The sequence below is a fragment of the Pseudomonas sp. PDM09 genome (genome assembly GCF_014852305.1).
Classification (GTDB): Bacteria; Pseudomonadota; Gammaproteobacteria; order Pseudomonadales; family Pseudomonadaceae; genus Aquipseudomonas.
Map to the genome: position 1 here is coordinate 42,820 of NZ_JACVBI010000002.1, position 15,226 is coordinate 58,045.

Genomic DNA, 15,226 nt, shown 5'->3' on the forward strand with positions numbered 1-15,226 from the left:
CGAAAAAGCGTCAACTGCTTGAAACGTCGGCGTTGTGCGCCTTGATTAACCCGGGCTACCAAACCCGATCGCTGATTCGTCAGCGACCCGGAAACGATAGAGCCCGGACCTAAGGCGCACAAGCCGGCGGATTCTGGCGTAGTCGTAGGCAGCGGCGCAAGAATGTGTAGCCTGAGTGAGTGTCTGGAAGTGTCGTTTAAACAGTTCCTGTTTATTGGTCTGACTGTGGGTCTTGTGGTGGCTGTACCGGCCCCTTCGCGAGCAAGCCCGCTCCCACATTTGATCCCAGGCGTACACAAATAGTGTGTTCACCGAAGATCCCCTGTGGGAGCGGGCTTGCTCGCGAAGGGGCCCGCTGGAACACCCTCGAACTTTCAGTTAAACCACCGTCCTTTTCCCGCACAAAAAAACGCCCCGCAATGGCGGGGCGTTTTCATTGGGGCTGCAATCAGAAGTCAGCCTTGACCGACATCACGAAGTTGCGCGGTTCACCGTAGAAGTTACCCCAGCCTTCGGTACCGACCGTGGCGTAGTAGCGCTTGTCGAACAGGTTGTTGCCGTTCAGTGCCACGGACCAGGTGTCGTCGATGCGGTAGCCGATGCGACCGTTCCAGACCGCATAGCCGGCCTGGGTGACGTTGTTGTTGCTGGTAGGCGAGACGCGGTAGTTGCCGCTCTGGGCATTGACGCCGGCACCGACGGTGACGCGTTCCAGTGGGCCGCTGAGCGCATAGTCGCCCCACACGCGCAGCAAGTGGCGCGGCACATAGGTGTTGTACGACACGCCATCCTGACTGACATCGGCGTCTTCCAGAATCCTGGTCTGGGTGTAGGTGTAGCCGGCGAGCAATTGCAGACGATCGATGACTTCACCGCTGACTTCAGCTTCGAAGCCCTGGGCGCGCACTTTGCCGGAGTTCTGCGAGCAGCTGCTGTCCGGGCAGGCCGGGTCATCCTGGGCTGCGTCTTTCTGGACGGTGCGGAACAGGTTGAAGGCGCTGTTCAGGCGACCGTCGAACCATTCACCCTTGATCCCCAGTTCATAGCTCTGGCCGATCAATGGCTTGAGGGTCGCACCGGTGATGGTCTTGTAGCCACCTTGCGGGGTGAAGATATCCGCGTAGCTGGCATAGGCGGTCAGGTTGTCGTTGATGTCGAACAGCAGCGCGGCGAACGGGGTGACTTGCCCGGTTTCCTTGGCCTCGGAGCTTGTCGGCGTGCCTTCGCCGCGCCAGAACGAGACGGAGTCGGTTTCGGACTTGTACCAGCTGACGCGGCTGCCCAGTACGAAGGTCAGCGGATCGGCCAGTTTCAGGCGTGCCGTGGAGTAGGCGCCGTATTGCTTGATCCGCATGTCCACCGGACCACCCCGGGTGGCGTTGGCCAGGTAGAAACTTTCATCCGGCTGGGGCAGGTGATGGTTGGGGTTCAGCACATTCTGAGTCTGAGGCAGGAGGGCCACGGCGTAGAAGTCGTCCTTGTGGGAGCGGCTGGCGTTGGCACCGACGATCAGCTCGTGCTCTTGGCCGAATGCGTCGAACTTGCCGTCCACATAAGCGTCGAGGCCGTAGTCGACCTGATCGTAGTCAAAGATGCTACCGATCATCGCGGTACTGGTGCTGGTGGCGCCAACCGGTACTGAACCGCTGGGGAAGGCGTATTCCATGTCCTGGGTGTTTTTCGAGTAAACCCCCGCGACCTTCAGCGCCCAGTTGTCATTGAACTCGTGTTTCAGGTCGCCAAAGTAGGTGGCCCGCTTGCTGCGCTGGTTGTTCCAGGCGGTGTTCAGGCACGTGGAGCGAGAGAGCTTCAAGTCGCTGCCATCGGCGTAACGCGGCAAGCCGCCCCAGCACGGAGTGGCATCGACGTCTTCATAGGCCATGCCCAGGCCGAGAGTGGTGTAGTCGCTCAAGTCGAAGTCCAGCGCACCGTAGTAGATCTGGTCCCTGCGTTCGCCCACGTCATAGAAATACTGACGGGTCTGCTGGGTCACCACGGCCCGGCCACGGATGGTGCCGGCGTCGTTCAGCGGGCCGCCGGTGTCGACCTGGCCACGGTAGTTGTCCCACGTGCCGGCAGACAACGACAGTTGAGTGTGCGGGGTGTCCTGGCCGCGCTTGCGCACGAAGTTCACACCCCCCGCGGTGCCCCCGGCGCCCTTCATCATCCCGGCCGCACCGCGCAACACTTCGACCCGATCATAGATCGCCATGTCGCTGTTGAAGGCATCGGCCTGCACGTAGCTGCTGCCGATGTCCAGCGGCACACCGTCGTACTGGTACTGGCCGGTCATGCGGAAACCCCGGGAGTAGAAATACTTGCCGCCCATGGGCGAGTCGTAAACGGTGATGCCTGGGGTCTTTTCCATGACCTGTTCGATGGTGTTCAGGTTCTGGTCATCGAGCATCTTGCGCGTGATGACGGTGATCGACTGCGGGGTTTCCCTGAGCGAGTGCTCGCCCTTGCCAATGGTCACCGCGCCGGTGGTGTAGGAGTTGCTGCCTTCGGTGGTCGCGCCCAACCGCTGACCGTTGATGCTGGTCGGTGCCAGTTCCATCGCACTGCCGGTGGCCGGCGCCAGCAGCGTGACCGTGTTGCCATCGCGCTGATGGCGGATCCCGGTGCCCTTGAGCAGCGCATTGAGCGAATCATCTTCCTGATAGCGGCCGTTGAGGGCACTGGAGCGCAGGTTCTGAATGCTCTCGGGGCTGTAGATGATTTGCAGATTGGTCTGTTGACCGAGGGTCTGCAGCGCCTGAGCCAATGGCTGGGCCGGGATGTTCAGGGTCCATTCCTGGGCCTGGACATACGGCGTCACCGCCAGGGTCATCGCCAGGCCGAGGCCGGTGGAGGTCATGCGCGAGCGAGTGGTGCTGCTCATTAACAGGGCGCGGGTCAGAGGTCGAAGCATGAAACGGGATGCGGACATGAGGTTAAGACCTTGGCAGGTATAGTTGGTAATGGTTCTTATTCATCTCATTAAGACGAGGAGGCCGCGGCAAACCGGAAAATTATTTTTCCGGTCGGCCACGGCCTCGTCGATCAGGCGGGTTGCAGTTCGCTTTTAACCTTGCCGGCCTCCATGCGCACCAGTTGATCGGCCACGTCGAAATAGCGGTCATCGTGGGAGATGACGATGATGGTTTTACCTAGGCGTTTCAGGTCGGGCAGCAGTTCGGTGTAGAAAATGCGGCGGAAGGTCGGGTCCTGATCGGCCGCCCATTCGTCGAACACCAGCACCGGCCGTTCTTCGAGCCAGGCATTGACCAGCGCCAGGCGCTTGCGCTGGCCGGTGGAAAGATCGGTGGTGCTGAACGCGCCGTCGCGCACGCTGACCTTGTGCGCGATCTCCAGCCGTTCGAGGTAGCGCGTGGCATCCTGCGGCACTTGCCGGTCGCCCTGAATCAGGTCATCGAACAGGTAATAGTCGGCAAATATCGTGGTGAAATTCTGCCGGTAGTCATCGCGATTGAGGGCTGTGATCGGCTGGTCGTTCACGCGGATCTCGCCTTCGGTGGGCGCATAAAGACCCAGCAGCAGTTTGATCAGCGTGGTTTTGCCACAGCCGTTTTCACCGACGATGAAGACAATGTCGCCTTGCTCGATGCGCAGGTTGACCGGCCCGAGGCGGAAGGGCTCGCTGCCTTCCACCGGCGGGAAAGCGTAACGCACGTTGCTCAGTTCCAGGCTGTGGACTGGGCCGGGTTTGTAGCCCTGGTCTTCCAGCAGCAGGTGCGGTTCCGGGGAGGAAAATTGTTCGCTGAGCTCGGCGATCCGGCGAAACGCAATCTGCGCCCGGCTGATGATCGGCAGGGTGCTGACCAGGTGTTCCAGCGGGCCTTTCATGTACAGCAGCACCAACACAAACCCGCTCATCACGGCTTTGTCGGCACTGGGCCAGAACGATTGCAGGGCCAACGCCAGGCCGATGACCACGAAGAACAGCATCGAGCCGAACGACTTGGCAATGACGAAGGTGTTGATCGAGCGGATCTGTGTGTCACAGATTTTCTCGGCGGTTTTCTGGATGCCGGACACGAACATCCGCTGACGCCGTGGGCGGTGGATGCGCAGTTCCTTGGCCCCTTCGGCGATGGCGTTGTAGTGCTTTTGCAGCTCGTCTTCGGAGTCGCGCGCCGCGTAGAAACCGCGCATGCCCTTGGCTCGGGCGATGGCCTGGAGGGTGGTGCCGATGGCGATGGCCACCAGCATCATCAGAAACATCGGCCACGACAGCATGGCCAGGTAGCCGAGGCAACCGAGGGTCACGGTCAGGGAAATCGCCAACGGCGCGAAGGCGAAGGCGAAATCGCTGATGGTGTCCACGTCATGGGTCAGCACCGGGATCAACCGATGGCTGCGGTAGCGCTCGATCTGGTCGATCGGCGCCGACAGCACTTTTTCCCCCAGCTCTTTGCGCAGCTTGGCGATGATGTGCTGGCCGACGTAGTTGGTGCCGATGTCGGACACAATCGTGGTCAGCAGCGCCAGCACGCACAGCCCGGCGAAAATCATCACCACGGTGCGGGTCAGGCCGTCAGCGGAATGCAGGGCATTGTTGATGGTCGCCAGCAACACGGTGACGCTCAGGCCACCGATCATGCCGAGCACGATGGACACAGAGACAATCAGGCGGAAGGGCTTGAGCAGGGCGAACAATTCGTTGATCGCCCCACGCGTTGGCTTGGTCATGGAGGATTCCTTTCGACACGGAGGGAGTGCCGGTACTTAAGAAAAACGGATGGTCGGGGACTTTATTTAAAGGGCAGTGGACGGGAATGCCGGTGTAGCAGCTGGCGAAGCCTGCGTTCGGCTGCGCAGCAGTCGTGAATCCGGCTGACACGGTCCGCCTGACCCACCGCAATCTCTGGTTTTACGACTGCTACGCAGCCGAACGCAGCCTTCGGCAGCTGCTACAAGGCGTGCGTCGGCCTGAAAAAATCAGAGCTCACGCACCACGCGAAACCCCAGCCAGTCGCCGCTGCTGGTGGGCAGGCTGCTGTTGCGATTGCCGGAGCGGGAAAACACCGGTGCTTCGCCCCAGTCGTTGCCGCGCATGACCTGGCGTTTGCAGTTCTGTTCCAGCCACGGGCTGCCGTCGCTGGGCACGCCGACATAGTCTTCGCGGTAGCAGTCGGCGACCCACTCATAAACATTGCCGTGCATGTCGAACACGCCAAAGGCGTTGGCCGGGAAAGTGCCGGCCGGGGAGGTGAAGTTGTAGCCGTCGGCGGCGCCGTAGGTGTTGGCGTTTTTGGAGATCTGGTAGTCGGCGCCTTCATCGAACGCAAACGGGAAAGCCCCGGTGCTGCCGGCGCGGGCGGCGTACTCACGGATCGACTCGCTGGGCATGCGATAGGCATGACCGGTTTTCTTCGACAGCCAGGCGATGTAGCCCTCGGCTTCGGCCACGTTCATGCACACGGCCGGGTGGCGCGCGGTCTGTTTGAAGCTGGGTTTGCCAGCGGTGCAGCGACGGCCCGGCCGATCATCGAAGTCGGCGGGGGTGTTGCCGGTGGCGCGCACGTAGGCGTCCCATTCGCCGGCCAGTACCTGGAAACGACTGATGGCGAAAGGGCGGGTGAAGGTCACTTCATGCAGCGGACCCTCATCGGGTTGGTGGCCAACTTCATCCGCTGGCGTGCCCATGGTGTAGCGGCCGGCGGGCAGCACGACCATTTCCGGACAGTCCTTGCAGTCCTTGAACACCTTGCCGGGAGTTGGCGGGCTTGCGGCCTGGGCCGTACCGGGCAGCAGGCCGGCGAGCAGTGCGGTCAGTGCCAGGGCCGATAGGGTTCGCAGGGCGGAAGGTGGGTGGGGCGTATTCATAAGTCGTCTCGGTTAAAGGAAAATGGTGCCTCGCAGCGAAGGTTCACGCGGAGCGCTTTTTGCCCAGCACGTCGATGAAGCGGTCCACCTCGGCTTCGGTATTGAGCAGGCCGGGTGCAGTGCGGATCACCGGGCCGACGTCGCGGCTGACTGCATCGCTGACAATATGGTTTTGAACCAGGTGGGCAGCCACGGCATCGCAATCCTGCCCCTTGACCCGGAAGAAGCTGAACCCCGCCGAAAACCTCGGATCGACCGGGGTGACCAGCTCGACGCCCGGCTGTTCCAGCAAGCGCTGTTTCAGGTAGCTATTGAGCTGATGGATACGTGTCTGGACGTCAGCCTTGCCCAGTTCCAGGTGCAATTTGAACGCTTCATCCACGGCCCAGCGATGTTCGAACGCGTGATAGCCGCCCGGGGACATGGTGGTGGAAAAGCTCGTGGCTTCGGAGAAGGTCGGTACGCTCGGGCTGACGTATTTGAGTTCTTCGCTGCGGCTGCAAACGATGCCGGTGCCGCGGGGGCCGAACATCCATTTGTGGGTGCCGGCAATGAAGAAGTCGCAGTTCATCGCCGGGAAACTCAGGTCTTCGACGCCGAAACCGTGTACGCCGTCGACCACGTAAACGATCCGGTCCTGGTCGTCGCGCTGGCGATTGTGTTCATCGACGAGTCCGCCGATGTCACTGATCGGCAGCTTCACGCCACTGCCCGAGTGCACCCAGGTCATGCCCAGCACGCGGGTCTCGGGGCGGATGTTGCGGTTGATGGTATCCAGCACCTGGTCAGCCGAGATCGACTGTGGCTGCTCGAACAACTGAATCTTGCGCACGTGGGTGCCATCGCGCTGGTTGCGAAAATTCAGGATGTTGTTCGTGGAATAGTGCTCGTGAACCGTGGTGAGAATTTCCTGATCGGCGCGCACTTGCACGCCGCCATAAATCATCGCCAGGCCTTCGGTGGTGCTGCCGGTGAGGGCGATCTGTGTCGGCTTGGCCTGCAAATACCGACCGGCCCAGAGCCGCACGTTCTCTTCGCGCTGGTGGGTCACGCCCAGGTCCCAGTCCATGGCCAGCCCGGGATTCAGGTCCAGCGCGGCGCGGTGACGGGCGATGGCCTCGCGCACGGGTTTGGGGTGGGAGGTCACCAGAAAGTTGGCGAAGTGGATGTAGTTCGGGTCCTGGTCGAACAACTGACGCAATTGCGCCCATTTGTCCCGGGGCAGGGTTTGCATCTGCGCGGCGGCGACCTGGGGGCCGAGGCTGGCACCCAACGGCAGGCTCGCGGCGAGGATCCCGGCCTGTTTCAGAAAAGTACGACGGTCACTCATGGCTTGAGCGGTTCCTGGCGAGAAATCAGCGTGGGTTTCGCGGCTTTTTGCACCTGCTCCCAAACCCGCAGGAAGTTGCCGCCCCAGAGCTTGGCGATATCGGCTTCGGAATAACCGCGCTGGATCAATTCGGCGGTGACGTTGCGGATTTCGCCGACATTTTCCCAGCCCTTGATGCCGCCGCCATCGTTGAAGTCCGAGGCGATGCCGACGTGGTCGATGCCGACCTTGCGCACGGTGTAATCGATGGCGTCGCCGAGGTCCTTGAGCGTGGCCTTGGGTTCTTCTTCGAGAATGGCATACAGACCACTGGCGTATTGACCGAGCTTCTGTTCGGACCAGGCGGTGATGATCGGATCACCCGGCATCAATGCCATCGCCAGGTTGGGCAATGGCGGCAAATCGAAACGCGCGCGCAAGGCGTTGAGTTTGTCCTGTGTGCCTTGGGTCAGCGGTTTGAGGTATTGCGAGAAACCGACCACCTGCACCACGCCGCCGCTGTTCTTGATCAGCTGCAACTCTTTGTCGCTGAGGTTGCGCGGGATGTCCACCGAGGCCCGTGGTGCCGAGTGCGAGGCCACCATCGGCGTGCGGCTCAGTTGCGCCACTTGTTCCAGGCCTTTGGTCGACATCTGCGACACATCAATGATCACGCCCAGATCGTTGAGGCGTTGCACCGCCTGTTTGCCGATGTCCGACAACCCGTCGAGGGCATCGGGGGAGTCGTTGAAAAACGGCAGCGGTCGTGACGAATCGGCCCAGCTGTTGTTGCCGATGTAGCTGAAACCGAACATGCGCATGCCGCGAGCGGCCCACAGGTCCAGTTTGCTCAGGTCATTGCCCAGCGGGTAGGCGTTGAGCATGCTGATGAAAATCGCAAACTTGCCTTCGCCGTGCAGGCGTCGGAAGTCGTCGGGGGTGTAGGCGATGCCGACCTGATTGGGGAAATCGCGCACCAGCCCGGAGATGATTTTGTAGCGCACTTCCTGCTGGTTGCGCGCTTCTTCGACGAAACCGTCGGTGGGCCGGTGCGGGGCGTTCGGGCCGTTCCACATTTCCGGCCAGCCGAAGACCGTCAGGGCCGCGCCGGACAGTCGGCCACGGTTGGCCTTGATCAGGTCGAACTGGCCGGAACCGTCCTTGTCGGCCTCGTTGCCGTGGGCGCCGAAACTCAGGGGGACGGTGATGTGGCTGTCGAAGGAAAGGATCCGCTCCTGCAGTTCGGTGGCCTGTTTCATGACCTTGACCGGGTAGCCGGGATTGTCCTTGAACCCGTAATCCCAGACCAGCCAGCCTGCGCCGGCACTGATGGCCAAGGCCAGTGGCAGGCCAAGGTACAGAGCCATTTTCGAACGTGTTTTTGTCATCGCCATCTCAGTCAGGTTCGCCGTTGAGTGCAGGCGCAGGGGCCTTTGCTATCTGGGAAGAACGAGTGACCGGCACAGGAATTTAGGTGGCCCTGAAAAGATCGCCTTTCAAATGTAGGAGCTGGCGCAGCCTGCGATCTTTCGGGGGCGCCCAAGATGAAGATCAAAAGATCGCAGCCTTCGGCAGCGCCTACAGGGGATCGCATAAATTTGTCGGGGCAACAAACGTTCTAGCTTGGATAAAGCCTGCTTCAAGGCTGACACAGGTAGGGCAATGACGATTTCTCGACGCTGGTTCATGGCGGGCCTGGCGCTCACGAGCGCTGCGGTGCCTGCCGCTTTTTATGCACATCGTGAGTTGACCCGGGAGAAGGAACCGATCACGCCGGGGGAGGCCACAGTCGACCTGGCGAGCACCGCCGGGCAGCAACTGGCCGACAGCTTGCGCGGAATCTGGGACATTCGTTTTGTCGGCAGTGATGCCGGGCTTGAGGGCTTGCCGCAGGACGGGCTGCAGCTGTTTCTCGACATCGCTCATCGCGGGCGAGGGTTGCGCGGTTGTCTGGATACCGGCACTCACCTGCGCGGGGAAGGCCTGCCGTGCTATCAGGTCATCGGCGATCTGGCACCGGCCACTGGCGCTGAACTGTACTGGCGGTTGATGCGCACTGACGCCCCGCTGGTGGCGCCGGTTTATGAGTTCAAGGCCAAGCTCGACGAGGTCTGGGCGGCGTTCGGCAACGCCGGCAGCGGCACGTTCAGCGGCCAGGTGCTGAGCCTGAATCGCCCATTAGGCTTGCCCGAACTCGACAACCGCTTTATCGCCATCAAGCGCCGGTTTCCCGAAGCGCGGGAGCGAACCGCCCTCAACCCGGCGTTTCTGGCGTGGCTGGTGTCCCCCGAGCATCGATTGTTTCATCAGCTCTGGCACGCGTCCCGGGACAAATGGCACAAGCTCTCGGAGAAAAAACGCGAGGCGTTGCGCGGTATCGGCTGGCAACCCGGCCCACGGGACAAGGAGCGTGACGCTCGTGGCCCGCGCAAGGACCGCAACGGTTCGGGCATCGATTTCTTCTTCATGCACCGACACATGCTCGGCATCGCCCGGTCCATGCAGGATTTGCCTTCATGGCCGGCGTTCCCCCTGCCGCAGCCGGAACTCGAGCGTGATCGCCAGGGCTTCGCGCGCTATTTCGATAATCACGATGGCAATGCCTTGCCGCCGACCTGGTTGACCGAAGGCGACGACGAATACACCCAGTGGGTCAGCGATATCAAAGCCGCAGAGACCTATCACAGCAACTTCCAGGTCTGGGAGTCGCAGTACCGGGATCCGCGTTACCTGTCGAAGCTGACCCTCGGCCAGTTCGGCTCGGAGGTCGAACTGGGCCTGCACGACTGGCTGCACATGCGTTGGGCGTCGGTGGCTCGGGATCCGTCCAACGAGATACCCGTGCCGATGGCTCGGGATCAGGCCGACTTCGCGGCGCGCTGGTATGCCCCGGAAAACGATTTTCTCGGCGATCCGTTTTCGTCCCACGTCAACCCGGTGTTCTGGCGTTTCCACGGCTGGATCGACGATCGCATCGAAGACTGGTTCCGCGCTCATGAACGTTTTCACCCCGGTGAACTGAGCCGCCTGGAGGTCAACGGCGTGCCGTGGTTTGCGCCGGGGCGTTGGGTGGAAGTCGGCGATCCGTGGCTCGGGCCGGACACCCACGGTTGCAGCACGACCCCGGGTCTGCAGGTGGGGCGTTCGGTGGAAATGGACCCGGAAACCATGAAGCTGGCATTGCGCATCACCTTTGGCGATGAAGACAACATGAGTGACCTGTTGCGCAAAGTGCCGCGACGGCCGTGGTATGCGCGGCATTTGAAGGTCAAGGGATGGCCGGTTTAGTCGGGTAGACCGCGTTATCGTTCTTCGCGAGCAAGCCCGCTCCCACATTGGATCTCCATCGAGCACGAGTTTTGTGCACGACGCAGATCCAATGTGGGAGCGGGCTTGCTCGCGAAGGCAGCCTCAAGAACGACGCTGTTCTACAGGGCTTGCCAACCCCCACCCAACGCCTTGTACAGCGCAATACTGGCCTGCAACCGCGACAATCTCAGCTGCACATTCAGATCCTGGGCGGCATACAGCGTGCGCTGGGTTTGCAGCACCGTGAGCAGGTCTTCGGCGCCGGCCTGGTAACGGCTCTGGGCGATGTCGAAAGCGTTCTGCGCCTGGCTCAGTTCTTCTCCTTGCCACTGACGTTGTTCGTCCAGCCCGCGAATGCTGTTGAGGGCTTTTTCCACATCGGCGAAGCCATTGATGATTGCTCCGCGATAGGTTTCCAGCAGTTCCTGTTGACGTGCCGTGGCCTTGTCGCGCTCGGCGCTGAGGCGCCCGTTGTTGAAGATCGGCGCCACCAGTCCCGAGGACAGGTTGTAAAAAGTGGTGCGCAACAGATCCGAGGCCAGGTCGGCGCCGGTGCCCAGGCTGGCGGTGAGCGTCAGCTTGGGCAGCATCGCCGCGCGGGCGACGGTCACATCGGCTCGGGCGGCGGCGAGTTTGGCCTCGGCGCTGGCGATGTCCGGGCGACGGCTCAACAACTCACTGGGCACGCCGCTGGCAATCTCCGGCCAGTGCAATTGATCGAATGGCTGCTCCGTCAGCGTCAGTGCCTGCACCGGTTGGCCGAGCAGGGCGGCGAGGGTGATCCGCGCTTCCCGTGCCTGTTGTTGCACCAGCGGCAGTTTGCGTTGCTGTTCGGCCACCAGGCTTTTTTGCTGCGCCAGTTCCAGCGCGGTGGCGCTGCCGGCGTCATAACGGGTCTGCACCCATCGCAAAACGCTTTGGGCGTTAGCCAGGTTCAGCTCGGCGATCCGTTGCTGTTCGCGCAACGACAAGGCCTGGGTGTAGCTGTTGGCCACGCCGCTTTGCAAGGTCAGCTCCACGGTGGCCCGATCGAACTCACTGGCCTGCAAGCCAAAAAGGGCGCTGTCACGGGCCGCCCGTTGGCCGCCCCAGAAATCGATTTCGTAACTGGCGCTCAGTTGCGCATCGTAATAATTCAGCGAGCGATTATCAGGGCTGACGTCCAGTTGACTGTACCCCTTGCCATGCAGCAAGCGTTGGCGATTGGCGTTGAGGCCTGCCTTGAGTTCGGGCAGCAGCGGGGCGCCGGCGATGGTGGCGCTGGCCTGGGCCTGCTGCACCCGGGCGACGGCGGCGGCCAGATCGTGGCTACCCACGCTGGCCTGTTCGATCAGGCGATTGAGTTGCGGGCTGCCGAACTGCGTCCACCATTGCCGATTGCTGTGTGCAGCGGCGCCGGTGTTCGGCGATTGCCAGGCGGCGGGTGGTTGCAGGCCGCTGTCGGGACGTGGCGCAGGGGTGCTGCAGGCGGCCAGCAACAGGCTGGCGGCCAGAAGGGTCAGAGGCACTTTCATAGGTCGATCATTCACTGGTAAGGGCCGTGACCGGATCGAGCCGGGCAGCCTTGCGGGCAGGCATGAAGCCGAAGATGACACCGGTGACCAAGGCGCAGCCGAAGGCGCCGAGCACGGCGATCAACTGGAACGCGACCGCGACATTGCCGAGCAGCAACACGCCACCGACCAGCAGCGCCAGACCGATCCCGGCGACACCGCCGACCACCGAGAGCATGACCGCCTCGGTGAGAAACTGGCGCAGGATGTCGCGCTGACGGGCGCCGGTGGCCATGCGAATACCGATTTCCCGGGTGCGTTCACGCACGGTCATCAGCATGATGTTCATGACGCCGATGCCGCCGACCAATAACGAAATCGCTGCAATCGAACCGAGCATCAATGACAGCGTGCCTTGGGTGCGGGCCTCGGCCTGGATCATGGCGGCGTTGTTGGTCAGCTCGAAATCGCGCTTGCCCTTGTGCTCGCGCAGCATCGTGTGTTCGATCGCTTGCTCGGCTTCCTTGACCTTGCGTGCATCCTTGGCGGCGATCACCACGTACTCGGGATTGCGACTGCCAAACAACCGCACGCTGGCGGCCGAGTAGGGCACGGCGATGCGGTTGTCGCTGTCGGAGTCGCCGGAACTGGAGCCTTTTTCCGCCAGCACGCCAAGCACCTGAAACGGCACGTTTTCGATCAGGATGTACTGGCCGATCGGGTCGCTCAGGTCTTTGAACAGCTTCTCCTTGACCTTGTGGCCGATCACCGCAACGGCGGCGGCGCTGTCTTCATCGGCCTGGGTGAAATAGCTGCCCTGAACCACCGGCCAATTGAAAATGCGCGGGAAGTTGGTGTCGTTGCCGCCCACATAAGCGGTGTGATCGGCGTTACCGAAACGCACGCCGGCCGTCGAGCCGTTGACCGGCATGATCCGCTGCACCTGGGGCAGGTTGGCGAGCGCGGCGACGTCGTCGAGGGTAATGATCCCGGGCGGCGTACGCGGATTGGGCGCGGCGCCGCTGAGGTAAATGATGTTGGAGCCGAACGCGCCCATCTGCGCCATCACCTGGCGCTTGCTGCCTTCGCCCACCGCCAGCATCACCACCACCGACGCAACGCCAATGACAATCCCCAGCAGCGTCAACGCGGTGCGGAAGCGGTTGATCCACATCACGCGCCACGCCGCCTGAACCGCGTCCAGCAGTTCGCCTTTCCAGGCGCCATTGGGCTCGCTGCCGGCGCTCAGGCGCTGGCGCAGGTCCACGGCTTGCAGCGCGCCGGGGCGTGCCGTGCGCGGGGTGGTCGAAGGATGTGTGGCGGTGTCGCTGATGATCAGGCCGTCGCGGATTTCGATGACCCGGTTGGCACGCCTGGCCACTTCGCGATCGTGGGTGATCAGGATCACCACGTGCCCCTGACTGGCCAGTTCGTCGAGCAGGCTCATGACTTCGGCGCCGCTGTGGCTGTCGAGGGCGCCAGTGGGTTCGTCGGCGAGAATGATGTGGCCGCCGTTCATCAAGGCCCGGGCGATCGACACCCGTTGCTGCTGACCACCGGAAAGCTGATGCGGACGGTTGCCGGTGCGCGAGCCCAGGCCGAGGCGCTCGAGCAGGGCCGCCGCGCGGGCATGGCGTTCGCCCGCCGGGGTGCCGGCATAAATGGCCGGCATTTCGACGTTTTCCTGGGCCGATCCGGACGGGATCAGGTGGTAACCCTGGAACACGAAGCCGAAGGCCTCGCGCCGTAGCCACGCCAGTTCGTCACTGCCAAGGCCGGCGACGTTTTCCCCGGCGAACAGGTAGTCGCCACTGGTGGGGCGGTCGAGGCAGCCGAGGATGTTCATCAGGGTCGATTTGCCGGAGCCGGAAGCGCCGACAATGGCGACAAATTCGCCGGCATGGATCGACAGGTCGATGCCGCGCAGCACTTCCACCACGGGGCTGTCGCCACCGCCGTAGGCTTTGCGGATCTGTCGCAGGTCAATCAGGGGCGTTTGCATTCAGCCTCCGCTGCCGGTGAGCGGAGCGCTCAGCACGTGATCGCCTTCCGCCAACCCGTCGAGAATCTGCGTGCGCAGCCGGTCGCTGATCCCGGTGCGGACCTCGCGGCGCTGCACCTCGCCGTTGGCCGCCACCACTTGCGCGATCTGGCGATCCGCCGCGGTGCCGTTTTGCAGGGCCGCGGTGGGCACCGTCAGCACGTTCTGCGCTTGCTGGGCGACGAAAAATACCTGGGCGGTCATGTCGGTCATCAAGGCGTTGTCGGCGTTGTCGACATCCAGCAGCACGGTATAAAGCACCACCCGTTCGCTGCCGCTGCGACCGCTGGTGGGGCTGCCCTGCGTCTGTTCGAGCGGGCGCGGCGGCACCGGCAAAATCTGCCGCACGGTGCTGCTCCAGCGCCGGCTGCCACCGCTGAGGGTGGTGAACCAGGCGGTCATGCCGGGTTTGACCTGGCCGATATCGGCCTCGGAAACCTCGGCCCATACGGTCATCGGTGACAACCTTGCAATGCGCAATATCAGCGGCGTCTGTTGTTGGGCATTGAGCGTCTGACCTTCCCGGGCACCGACGGCGACCACCGTGCCGGACATCGGTGCGTAGATCCGCGTGTAACCCAACTCCGCTTCATCGCTGCGCAAGCTTGCCTGGGCTTGACGAATCTGCGCCTGGAACATGTCGATGCGCGCTTGTCTCGCCCGGACTTCGGCGCGGGCGGTCTGCACATCTTCTTCGCGGGTCGCGCCGCCAGCCTTGAGGTTCTGCTGGCGCTGATACTTTTGTTGCGCCAGGTCGTGCTGGGCGCGCTGCTCTTGCAACTGGGCCTTGAGGTTGTCGATGGAAAAGCGCCCGGCGTCGAGTTTGGCTTTCTGGGTCGAGGGGTCGATCTCCACCAGCAATTGGCCTTCCTTGACTTGATCACCGGCCTCGACATGAATCTTCTGGATCTGCCCGGACGCCTGGGCGCCGACGTCGACGTAACGTCGCGGTTGCAGGGTGCCTAGGGCGGTCACGCTGTTTTCGATATCGGCGCGGGTCACGGTGGCGGTGGCAAGTTTTTCACGCCCCGGCGGGATCACTTGCCAGGCGGCCAGGGCTGCGGCGGGGATCAGGCACAGAGCGACAAACAGGGCGCGTCGGGTAGGGCGGGGACGTTTCATGCGGGGTTCCAGCCGGTAAAAATCGGCCCGTCGCTCGGCGTGCGCGGCAGTGACCGGCGCCGCTGAACGCTGTCGGTGGACCGACAGACACGGGAAGCTGTCCTGTAAACGAGAACCCCGGAG

Annotated in this window: 9 protein-coding genes; 1 reads left to right on the forward strand and 8 read right to left on the reverse strand. The window is 62.6% G+C overall.

Translation table 11 applies throughout. From position 1 onward, the window contains the following. Positions 1-448 precede the first annotated feature (448 nt). From IB250_RS04840 to pvdM, 5 genes are all read right to left on the reverse strand, one after another. Positions 449-2,929 carry a TonB-dependent siderophore receptor gene (locus IB250_RS04840; protein WP_192343235.1) on the reverse strand — a complete coding sequence of 827 codons (2,481 nt, stop codon included), beginning with the start codon at positions 2,927-2,929 and terminating at the stop codon, positions 449-451. A 113-nt stretch (positions 2,930-3,042) separates the two neighbouring features. After that, on the reverse strand, positions 3,043-4,692 hold the full coding sequence (locus IB250_RS04845; RefSeq protein WP_192343236.1) for a cyclic peptide export ABC transporter: 1,650 nt from the start codon (positions 4,690-4,692) through the stop codon (positions 3,043-3,045). Between the two features lie 249 nt (positions 4,693-4,941). Beyond that, the gene (locus IB250_RS04850) at positions 4,942-5,829 is read right to left on the reverse strand and encodes a formylglycine-generating enzyme family protein (RefSeq protein WP_192343237.1); all 888 of its coding nucleotides are present in this window, start codon (positions 5,827-5,829) and stop codon (positions 4,942-4,944) included. 43 nt (positions 5,830-5,872) lie between these two features. Continuing rightward, complete coding sequence (locus tag IB250_RS04855) at positions 5,873-7,159, reverse strand: aminotransferase class V-fold PLP-dependent enzyme (protein ID WP_192343238.1); 1,287 nt, start codon at positions 7,157-7,159, stop codon at positions 5,873-5,875. Beyond that, positions 7,156-8,526, reverse strand: coding sequence for a pyoverdine-tailoring dipeptidase-like protein PvdM (gene pvdM, locus IB250_RS04860; RefSeq protein WP_192343239.1), 1,371 nt, complete (start codon positions 8,524-8,526; stop codon positions 7,156-7,158). Before pvdM ends, IB250_RS04855 begins: the two co-directional genes overlap by 4 nt. 274 nt (positions 8,527-8,800) lie before the next feature. Between pvdM and IB250_RS04865 the strand changes: the two genes are divergently transcribed. After that, the gene (locus IB250_RS04865) at positions 8,801-10,426 is read left to right on the forward strand and encodes a PvdJ/PvdD/PvdP-like protein (protein ID WP_192343240.1); all 1,626 of its coding nucleotides are present in this window, start codon (positions 8,801-8,803) and stop codon (positions 10,424-10,426) included. Between the two features lie 140 nt (positions 10,427-10,566). On the opposite strand, the gene IB250_RS04870 is transcribed toward IB250_RS04865, so the two are convergent. From IB250_RS04870 to IB250_RS04880, 3 genes are read right to left on the reverse strand one after another with little or no spacing between them, the layout of a single operon-like run. Continuing rightward, positions 10,567-11,961: an efflux transporter outer membrane subunit gene (locus tag IB250_RS04870; protein ID WP_192343241.1), complete on the reverse strand. Its 1,395-nt coding sequence runs from the start codon at positions 11,959-11,961 to the stop codon at positions 10,567-10,569. 7 nt (positions 11,962-11,968) lie between these two features. Then, entirely contained in the window at positions 11,969-13,942 is a 1,974-nt protein-coding gene (locus IB250_RS04875) for a MacB family efflux pump subunit (protein ID WP_192343242.1), read from the reverse strand. Continuing rightward, on the reverse strand, positions 13,943-15,103 hold the full coding sequence (locus IB250_RS04880; RefSeq protein ID WP_192343243.1) for an efflux RND transporter periplasmic adaptor subunit: 1,161 nt from the start codon (positions 15,101-15,103) through the stop codon (positions 13,943-13,945). Positions 15,104-15,226: the final 123 nt, after the last annotated feature.